At 46.7% G+C, this 8,926-nt stretch carries 12 protein-coding genes; 4 read left to right on the top strand and 8 right to left on the bottom strand.

Annotation, left to right across the window (positions count from 1 at the left end; all coding sequences use genetic code 11):
* From Q7U10_11215 to Q7U10_11205, 3 genes are all read left to right on the top strand, one after another.
* On the top strand, window positions 1–202 hold a 202-nt coding region (locus Q7U10_11215; protein ID MDO8283170.1), incomplete at its 5' end, for a hypothetical protein.
* Between the two features lie 63 nt (window positions 203–265).
* Window positions 266–721 (top strand): cytochrome c, encoded by a 456-nt coding sequence (locus Q7U10_11210; GenBank protein ID MDO8283169.1) that lies wholly within the window; start codon window positions 266–268, stop codon window positions 719–721.
* Window positions 722–879: 158 nt separating this feature from the next.
* Entirely contained in the window at window positions 880–1,131 is a 252-nt protein-coding gene (locus Q7U10_11205; protein MDO8283168.1) for a hypothetical protein, read from the top strand.
* Window positions 1,132–1,164: 33 nt separating this feature from the next.
* Here the strand turns inward: Q7U10_11205 and Q7U10_11200 are convergent, their stop codons facing one another.
* The 8 genes from Q7U10_11200 to Q7U10_11165 form a co-directional block, all read right to left on the bottom strand.
* Window positions 1,165–1,686 (bottom strand): hypothetical protein, encoded by a 522-nt coding sequence (locus Q7U10_11200; protein MDO8283167.1) that lies wholly within the window; start codon window positions 1,684–1,686, stop codon window positions 1,165–1,167.
* A gap of 55 nt (window positions 1,687–1,741) precedes the next feature.
* Complete coding sequence (locus Q7U10_11195; protein ID MDO8283166.1) at window positions 1,742–2,731, bottom strand: hypothetical protein; 990 nt, start codon at window positions 2,729–2,731, stop codon at window positions 1,742–1,744.
* Between the two features lie 233 nt (window positions 2,732–2,964).
* The gene (locus Q7U10_11190; protein MDO8283165.1) at window positions 2,965–4,275 is read right to left on the bottom strand and encodes a hypothetical protein; all 1,311 of its coding nucleotides are present in this window, start codon (window positions 4,273–4,275) and stop codon (window positions 2,965–2,967) included.
* 42 nt (window positions 4,276–4,317) lie between these two features.
* On the bottom strand, window positions 4,318–5,010 hold the full coding sequence (locus tag Q7U10_11185; GenBank protein ID MDO8283164.1) for a hypothetical protein: 693 nt from the start codon (window positions 5,008–5,010) through the stop codon (window positions 4,318–4,320).
* Between the two features lie 22 nt (window positions 5,011–5,032).
* Window positions 5,033–5,656, bottom strand: coding sequence for a cytochrome b N-terminal domain-containing protein (locus Q7U10_11180; protein MDO8283163.1), 624 nt, complete (start codon window positions 5,654–5,656; stop codon window positions 5,033–5,035).
* A complete protein-coding gene (locus tag Q7U10_11175; GenBank protein ID MDO8283162.1) occupies window positions 5,656–6,180 on the bottom strand; it encodes a hypothetical protein in 525 nt (174 codons plus the stop codon). The genes Q7U10_11180 and Q7U10_11175 overlap by 1 nt, the downstream gene beginning before the upstream one ends.
* Before the next feature lie 139 nt (window positions 6,181–6,319).
* Window positions 6,320–7,495 carry a cytochrome b N-terminal domain-containing protein gene (locus Q7U10_11170; protein ID MDO8283161.1) on the bottom strand — a complete coding sequence of 392 codons (1,176 nt, stop codon included), beginning with the start codon at window positions 7,493–7,495 and terminating at the stop codon, window positions 6,320–6,322.
* 300 nt (window positions 7,496–7,795) lie between these two features.
* Complete coding sequence (locus tag Q7U10_11165; protein MDO8283160.1) at window positions 7,796–8,515, bottom strand: SUMF1/EgtB/PvdO family nonheme iron enzyme; 720 nt, start codon at window positions 8,513–8,515, stop codon at window positions 7,796–7,798.
* 157 nt (window positions 8,516–8,672) lie between these two features.
* On the opposite strand from Q7U10_11165, the gene Q7U10_11160 reads away from it, so the two are divergent.
* On the top strand, window positions 8,673–8,846 hold the full coding sequence (locus Q7U10_11160; protein ID MDO8283159.1) for a hypothetical protein: 174 nt from the start codon (window positions 8,673–8,675) through the stop codon (window positions 8,844–8,846).
* The last annotated feature ends 80 nt before the right edge of the window (window positions 8,847–8,926 follow it).

Genomic DNA, 8,926 nt, shown 5'->3' with positions numbered 1-8,926 from the left:
TATTCCCGGCCTGCACCTGGAGGCCAACTACCGGGGCGGGGTGTCGGTGCGCGACCGCCTTGCCTGCGGCCATGCGGTGGCGAACCGGATCCTGGCGGCACGGCGCTGGCCATCCGTTGAACGGAAGAGGCGCGAAGAAACAGAGAAGCCGGGTGGGGAGGCTGCGTACCCGCTGGATGCAATGGATCCGGCCATTGAATGAAAGTTATTCAATAGGTGCCTAGAACACAGACCGAATTTTTCATAACCAAAAAAGGAGCATAAAATGAAAAGATATCAAGTGAGAGCGATCTCTACTGTCTTATGTCTGGGCATGATGGCCTTTGCCAATGCGGGACTCGCAAAAGAACCGCTAAAGAAAGAAAGAAGTCGCTCCCACATAGAGCTTGATCCTACTAATACTGGAACGTACACAGGGGAAGCAGGCAAGGATAATTTCATTGCGAATTGTTCTCCTTGCCACGGAGATACCGGGAAAGGGGATGGCCCTCTGGCAGACACTCTCGGGGAAGGGATAAAGCCCCGTAATTTGGGCGACGCCAATCTGCTATCAGCTCGAACAGACGAGTTTCTTTTCAAGGTTATCAAATCCGGTGGGGTTGCGGTGGGGTTCTCCGAGTCAATGCCGAGCTGGCAGGAAACCTTTACCGATGTAGAGATAAAACAAATTATTCAATATGTCAGGAACAGTATTTGTAAGTGTAAATACAAAGGTAAATAATGAACGAGGCGGGAAGATTATGTCTGTTTTATTGCGCTGGCAAGCAGGCGATAAAACGGTCAAGCCGGGCAAGTCTGAATAGGCAGGTTGAGGGATTGCTCGGGTAGTTATTCGTTAAACTTGTTTTTATTTCCATTGAACCGATTGAGAGCATGCACATGAGCCTGACTGATTCCGAACTCCGTTTTGCCAAGCGGGCCATAAGGCGCAAAAAACTTTTTCTGGTGCTCTCAATTACCAGTGTAATCGTGGGGCTGAGTTTGGCATTGTTTTACGCTTGGCAGTTCGCCACTCAACCCGGTTTTGCTCCAGGCATCCATTTTGTGCTGGTGCTCTTGATCCTTCTTATGGCCAGGCAGAATCTGCGTCAGTACTACTATGCAAAAATTCTTGAAAAATTGATTATCTGAAAATGATGCGCCACAGGAGCGGTGCTCGTGTGATCAGGGAATAATTTTTCTATCCTCTTTATGGGAACCTGGTGCTTGCTTATTCTTCAGCGCAAACTCTATTGGTCTTTTCTCTATTGGGGTTTCGGCCAAACGAATCAGTGCCTGATCGCCTTGCAAGAGCTTATGGATGTCCTTCGAGCCCCAATCAGGCTCCCAATTGCCGACCATGCCGTTCCAAGCCTGTGTAATCGCAATTGCCTCCGCATCAGAGAACGGCTTAAATTGCCCACCTTTCTGGTTCATCAATTCCGTATACTTTTTCATGGAATGGGTAACGACAATAAAAGGCGGCCCGCATCGGGAGCAGTATTTGAGCATCTTGTCAGCAGCGTGGCAGGTGGTGCACCGGGTATAGGCAAGGGTAACGGCCTCGTCAAGGGTATAGGCGAGATAGCCCCGGTACTTGGCTTCTGCCAGTATCTGCGCACCTAACGGGTTAGGAATAGCCACTGCGCCAATCGCCGCAACAATTACAAGAATAAATAAACCCACTACCAATCCGTATTTTTTCATATTCTGCCCACCTTTGATGACAAGGCACTGATCAATTCCCAGTATCCTGCCGGCTTTATTTTACCCACAGTTTTGCCACCATACTCGCATCCAGTTTGATCAAGGTATTCTTATCCATATCTACAAACCAGATGTCCCCTCTTGAATCAGCATCAATACCATTAGGTTTGCTCTTGCCAACGCCTACATCCAATTCCAGGAACGCACTGGTTAAGGGGTTGAACACAGCTATCTTGCTACTCGTCAGGAGGGTGCAAAATATTTTTCCGTCAATCCCTACGGTCAGGCTTTCAATTGCACCGTTACTTGGCATGAGAAAGGTTTTAAATTTTTTCGTCGCGGGGTTAAATGTCATCAAATTGCGCCCTATGTGGCCGCCAAACCAGAGCACCCCCGAACCGTCTATGGCAAGATCCCTTGGAGTCTCGTGTGATATCGGCAAATCAAACTCATGAATCGCACCATCCTGGGGGTTTAACCTGGCCAGCTTATTACCCTCGGTTTCCAGGAACCACACTACGCCCTTTTTATCCACGACAATACCCGACGGACGGCTAGCGGGTGTAGGAACCAGATATTCCCGGAATACCTCTTTCCGGGGATCGAACATGCCAATCTTGTTACCATAAAATTCAGTAAACCAGATATTCCCTCTGAGATCAGACGCGATCCTTCCAGGGTTGCTTGCTATCGTGGGAATATCGTATTCCTTAAATGACAGCGAGACAGGATCGAGAACGCCGAGCTGGTTTGAATTTGACTCGGTAAACCATAGCTTGCCCGTACTGCTGACCGTTACATCCGAGGGCGAGCTTGAGGGTGTGGGGATATTGTGCTCGGAAAAAATACCCTTGGAAGACTGAAACCTGCCAATTTTATTAAGGTTCGACTCAATAAACCAAACGGTGTCTGTTTTGTCGATAACAATCCTTGTTGGTAAAGTAAATGCAGTGGGCATTTTGAAGGACTTGAAGGCATCAGCCGCCCATGACGAGGAACATAGGAAACTGCCGAGAATTACCCAAAAAACAGCTGCTTTTTTCACTACATTATCCTTAATCTAAAATGGGGTGAAGGGCACGACTACATGGTTGCAGGAAGAAGGGCAAAGCCGGGAGCAGCTTCCAGCGTTGCTCAGAACAACCAGGCCAAGACAATTAGTCGGTAGAACACAGCTTATCGATACATCAAAGCCCGAAAAGTTTCATAAAAGTGGAGTGTTATGTCTTTTTTTACGGAAACAAAACTTGCGTAACAAAAAACCAGCAGGGGCTTGGCTTATGAATTTCCACCTTTGCGAGACCTTCTGGTTAACCACCAACCTAGCGTTGCGATGCCTATAATCACTACGAGAAAAACCAGCCATTTGGACATGATCCCATTGGATACCTTACCAACAGAAGTGCTTGGTGGCGCATTATTTTGCTTATTAATTTCTGCCAATACTTCGTTAATGGAAAGCATTCCCAACCTTTTTGCATCAGTGGCGCTTTGAGAGAACCAGAGTAGAGATCGCTTGCGATCTATCACTATGTTTGCCGGCAAACTGCCGTAGCTGGGAATGTCGTATTCATGGAAGGTCGCCTTTTCCGAATTAAAGACACCAACCTTGTTTGTCTTGTATTCCAGAAACCAGACATTCCCGTTATCATCATTCACAAGAGCTACTGGTGAGCTGCCAGGGGTGGGGATAATGGCCTCGTCAAACCGGTTTTGCTCAGGAGAAAACATCCCCAGTCTGTTTGCTGTTACTTCCACAAACCATATTTTTCCATGCTTATCAATGGAGAGTTTTCCCAGGTTTGCAAATTGAGTAAGTACTTCATGTTCATGAAACACTTCCAACTCTGGATTGAATTCTCCAATTTTATTGGCATTGGATTCGACAAACCAGATATGGCCTTTTTGATCGACAGCCAAACTCTTGGGGTTCCCGTTGGCGGTAGGAATGGGATACCCTTTTAGCGCAAAAGTCTTGGGATCGACGCGATAGAGACTGTTTTTATTGGATGCAGTAAACCATATCGTGCCCTTGGCATCCACGATCAATTCTTCCGGAATTGAATTATGTGGAATGGCATACTTCGTAAAATACCCGTCCGCAGGTGTAAATCGCCCCAGTATATGAGGCTCTTCAGTACCTTCAACCCATCGAGTCACGGTAAACCAGATTTCCCCATCGGGACCCAAGGTGATATTTGAAAATCCCATCTTCCCCCACGAGGAAGGAAGAGAGTGGATTGCAAACTCTTTTTTCTCCGGGTCATACATGGCCAGCTTTTTACCGACCTTCTCGGTAAACCAGACACGTCCAGACGAGTCTATGGCCATCGACTGTGCCGAGCTGAGCCCTTCGGGTAGCGCCACCTCCATGATTGGGGTTGGGGTTGCTGATTGAATCTGACCTTTGCTATTGCCATGGTCGTGGGGACTCATCACCATATCTTTGGCGCTGACCGGGTCTTTGGCATTGCCATGGTCATGTTCACCCTGTGCGAAAGCGGCCCCCCCGGCTATGAGGACTCCACACAAAAAAAGCATTAGGCTATAACTGGTTTTATGGAGAGGAAAATTAAAGGCTGTTCTCATTGAAAATACCTTAAAAAAATTTTGGCATTACAAAACATTGGATCACCACGTCATCGTGGGCTCATAAAAATGGCGTAGTTGCCAGTTTGCATCTTTGTAAGATCCGCCTGCATGAGTCTCGGTATCCTCACTGCCGATGTTATAGCCACCCAGGTTGACCTGCCGCTGGCGCTCATTCTTGTAATATTCCCCCATTTGTGCAGGAGGCAAGGCCTGCCTTTGGCCCATCATGGGATTGTGGCAAGACGGACAACCCAAGGTCTTGGCGGGAGCACCACTGCCTACCACGGCTCCCATGGGAACAATCCATACAAGCCCAGCATAAATGGCAATCGCCACTATTGATGTGGCCTTGATTCCAAAATGAGTTTTGCTGCGTTTTCGAAAAATAACGGGTACCAGAAACAGAAAAACTACTGCCAGGAGCGGAAGCCAAAAGGTGCCAACCGATAACCATTTGACATTGTCTCCCGTCAGATACCAAAAGGGCTGAAACAGAAACATCAGATACCATTCTGGGGCGGGTATGTAGGCACCCTCCTCAGGCATGGGTGGCATGGCGGGATCCATTGGCACCCTGATGAAATAGGATAACAACAACAATGCCAAAAATATAACCGAGATCAGCGCGCCGGCCTTTATCGCATGTTTCGGCCAAAAAGCATAAAACGATTGCGGATAGGGAGGAGCGTACTTGGGCTCCATGACAATTTCTATTTTTTTATTACGCGTCATGATTTGGATACCTTTATTAAGCTTATAGAGGCTCAGATATTCCGTATCGCCTCACCATTTTGAAGTGAAAAGACAATAAGACGGCAAGAATTAACGGAATAGCCAATATATGGATAAAATATGCCGCATTCAGGGTGAAGTTATCAAGCACTACCGCCTTGATGGATTCGCCACCCACCGTCCATGTTCCAACGTAATCCATCCATATCGCAAAAGACCAATAGGATCTCCAATCCCATGGGAGAACAAGCCCGGTTACCACCATGAGGAACACCATGAGCAACTGGGAAACCCCGCTCAACCAGGTAAGCTGCCTGGGGCTCTGGTAGGCTTTCAAATAAAACACAATGACCATATGGGAAAATACGGTTGCCAATAGAAGTGAGGATATCCACCGATGCATGTTTCTGAACAGCCATCCCAAGGTTACCTCATTGCTTAAATACGCAATGCTTTGCAATGCCTTGTCGGGTTCGGGTGTGTAGAAAAAAAGCATAAACACACCCGAGACTAACTGGATGAGGATGAGAAACAGCGAAATGCCGCCAAAACAATAAAAGAAATTCACGTGCGCAGGTATCGGCTTCCCCAATTTTAGCCGAATCCGCTGCTTAACCCACTCTGCAACCTTGGCAGCGCCCATCATTATTTTCCTTGTGGTGTAGCTTCAGGTTTACCCGGTGGTGGAACTTCAGACTTGCTCGCCGCTATTGCCTCATCCTTTTGCATGCCATAGCTATCGCCGGTAAAATCAACCATCCAGGTGTTGGTAGTGGGATCAATATTAAGTGGCAACACCTCTTGCACTGTATATTCGCCACCAAAACTGGAGGGCAACTTATAGCTTATGGGGACCAAGGCTTGAGTACCTTTGATCTCGGCTTTACCCACTTCCACCGCAAATTTTTCCGGATAACGCTTGATAATCTCCAGGAACTGGTTCACGTCCAAATTGGAAGTCTTGATATCGACCAACTTATACGCTTCACTGGCGGTCGTAGTGCCCCCCTCCATTTTTGCCGCCGAGATTAACTCATAGAACCGTTTTGCGACAACTTCGGGTTCCTCGTCAGGCAGAGCACTGCCACCCAAACGACTGCAACCTGCTATCGCAATGGCGAGAACCAGCAATATACGGCTATAAAATTCTTTATTACGCTTCAGGATCAAAGCACTCTCCTCTTGTACCAGTTGAAAACACGCTCATCTACAACCTATTTTGATATTTGCAATTGCCATATGGCACCGCAATCAAAATATTATTCCGTTAACCCGCCATAGCTAACTACCACGGCTCAAAAAGTTTTTTCTACCAGACAACTTGCGGATAAAACCAGTGTTCCACCATAAACGTATTATCTTTAAGCGTGGGGTTAAGTACCCTATCCTTGAATGTTGCAGGAGGCAGACCCAGCCGGTCTCCCATAGAAATGTTGTGGCATGAGTTGCAGCCCATGGTTGGGGATGCATGGGAAACGGCATAAAGTGGACCGAACAAGGCTATCGCCACCAGAAAAACCGTGAGAAAGGCTAACGTTTTTGAATAAGCTCTTGCCCCAAGAGTTCTTCGAACAGGCGCCATGATTTTTGCAAATGCGCCACTCCTTTCGACGGAATGGGTTTCTTGCGGGATATTTTTGGCACTCTTGGTTTTCCTCGCCCTAAGAAAATAAGGGAATATCGCCAAAACCAGAAAAATGATAACAGGGATATAGAAGGCGAATAATGTCGCCATGAACCCCTTAAAATACAGATAGGGCACATAGAACATAAGGATGAACCACTCTGCAGTTGGAATATTTTCGCCCTCCAATGGCATCGGTATTATCGCTGGATCCTGGGAGGGCATCGGCACAATATACGCCAGCACGGCAATCGCCAGCAAAAACGGAAGGGTGAGCAGGCTATGTTCAAGGACATACAGAGTAAGCCCCCCCGTTCTTTTGATAACCCGAGTAAAGGTGTGAATACCCATTAACACTAATGTGATGGCCGGAAGAATACAAACATGCACTACCAACGTCCGATTAAGGGTAAAGGTGTTGATGAGGAAATCACTGAAGGAAGGCCCGACCAAGGGGATTTCAGCCGCGTAATTAGGTATCATCTCCATGAACCAATACCCTCTCCATTCCCATGGCAAGATAACTCCAGTGAACAAAAAACCTAACATGGGCAGATAGAGCAGGACCCCGGTCAGCCACAATGTCTTGCTGTCCCGGTTAAGATAATCCTTTCTTAAAAAGCTTCTTATGAAATGCATTATTACTGCAACCATCAAGAATAGTGCGGCCCAGCGGTGCGTATCCCTTATCCATGCCACAATGCCAAGCTCATTGTAGAGGTATTGCACACTGGCGTAGGCTTCGTTCAGCTGAGGTATATAAAACAGCGTCAACACCGAGCCGGAAAAAACTTGAATAATCAGGAGGAGAAGCGCAACCCCACCAAAAAAGTGATGCCAATGCGATTGTTTAATTTTCATGAATCACCTGATTGTGTGCGACAGCTCATGTTTGAACTGGTGTGCAACGAAGCTTAATGATTTGAGGGTGAGCTCTATAACTACACCCTAAGGCCATATAATTAAGCCTGAGCGCACTTATACTTAATAAATAGATGCCGGATCAAGTCCGGCACGGCAAGTGTTAAAGAATATTAGCAAAACATTAATTGCTAATTAATACCTGTAGGACAAATTTTTTATTGGTAACCTTTGGTAAGGCGTCTATTAATTTGTTATTGCCCCCACTACACCACCATTCCCCATCGACAGTCCTTACTGCTACTTAATGTCTTTGACGCAACGGAATCCGACATAGTCTTTGGCATCATTGGGGATGCTGAGAAGGTAGCTGTAAGTCATGGCATAATTTCTGTTCTCAAAAAACGACCCACCCCTGAGAACACTATAACGATCGTCGAAGCTGGAGGTCCACTCCCACACGTTGCCGGTCATATCCGCGACGCCGTAAGGACTATTACCTTTTTCGCATGAACCGACTGGCGCAATTATCGAAGTCTGCCCCTCGTCGACGCTTTCCTTGGTTATGCAAAGTACCTTATTGAACTCGTTTCCCCAAGGGTAAGTCCTGCCATCGGTGCCCCGCGCAGCTTTTTCCCATTCCTGTTCCGTGGGGAGCCTTTTATCGAGTGCTGCGCAATGGTCGCTGGCATCAACAAGAGAAATCATTGTTACTGGGTAATTGTCTCCACCTTTGCCATATTTATGATCCAAATTGAACTTGGCGAACTGTTTGTTGGTAACCTCGTACTTGTCGATCGAATAGGCAGGCAAGCTGATTTCCTTGGTTGCACCGGGCTTTCCGAAGATGAACTTCCCGGCAGGGATGACCACCATTTCGTCATAATTCTTGGATTTGGCTTCTTTTTTCTTTTCTGAAGGCTGATCCGATGCTTCACTCGCGCCAATGCCCGACATTCCTGCTATCAGTATAGTCAAAAGCCCGAGAACAACCTTACTCCCCATGAATTGTTTCTTCATAATAAGTGAATCCCTTCTGAAAGTGAGCATTCCTAAAAAAATGTTTTGTGGCGCATCTAACACGCAGAATTATGATAGCACATTCAAAAATATTTTTGAACCAATATGCGTCCGCACCCTTGCGCGTATTAGAAATGACCACGCGGACTGCAGGCTAATGAAGAAAACAACTGACGCGATAAGGCGTGAGTCCTGCATTGCTGGTTACGCGCATCTGGTCGAAGAGATTTCATTCTTGCCACTGGATGAGCAATGTTTTGATAAGCAGAGTTGCGGCATAAAGGCTATTACTGTTATCATTAAAAATTATCAATTAGTAAAGCAAATCTAATGATCGAAGTCGAAAATTTAACCAAGGAATACGGCGAGTTCCGCGCCGTTGACAATATCAGCTTCACTGTTGAAAAAGGT

This window comes from Thermodesulfovibrionia bacterium, from assembly GCA_030646035.1.
In the GTDB taxonomy this organism is placed as follows: Bacteria; Nitrospirota; Thermodesulfovibrionia; order UBA6902; family UBA6902; genus JACQZG01.
The sequence above is the reverse complement of the archived record's forward strand: the minus strand, read 5'-3'. Positions and strand labels throughout refer to the sequence as shown.

Bases quoted from the DNA above. Each gene is read 5' to 3' on its own strand.
- Q7U10_11210 (MDO8283169.1), top strand. From the start codon at position 266: ATGAAAAGATATCAAGTGAGAGCGATCTCTACTGTCTTATGTCTGGGC.
- Q7U10_11205 (MDO8283168.1), top strand. From the start codon at position 880: ATGAGCCTGACTGATTCCGAACTCCGTTTTGCCAAGCGGGCCATAAGG.
- Q7U10_11200 (MDO8283167.1), bottom strand. From the start codon at position 1,686: ATGAAAAAATACGGATTGGTAGTGGGTTTATTTATTCTTGTAATTGTT.
- Q7U10_11190 (MDO8283165.1), bottom strand. From the start codon at position 4,275: ATGAGAACAGCCTTTAATTTTCCTCTCCATAAAACCAGTTATAGCCTA.
- Q7U10_11185 (MDO8283164.1), bottom strand. From the start codon at position 5,010: ATGACGCGTAATAAAAAAATAGAAATTGTCATGGAGCCCAAGTACGCT.
- Q7U10_11180 (MDO8283163.1), bottom strand. From the start codon at position 5,656: ATGATGGGCGCTGCCAAGGTTGCAGAGTGGGTTAAGCAGCGGATTCGG.
- Q7U10_11170 (MDO8283161.1), bottom strand. From the start codon at position 7,495: ATGAAAATTAAACAATCGCATTGGCATCACTTTTTTGGTGGGGTTGCG.
- Q7U10_11165 (MDO8283160.1), bottom strand. From the start codon at position 8,515: ATGAAGAAACAATTCATGGGGAGTAAGGTTGTTCTCGGGCTTTTGACT.
- Q7U10_11160 (MDO8283159.1), top strand. From the start codon at position 8,673: ATGAAGAAAACAACTGACGCGATAAGGCGTGAGTCCTGCATTGCTGGT.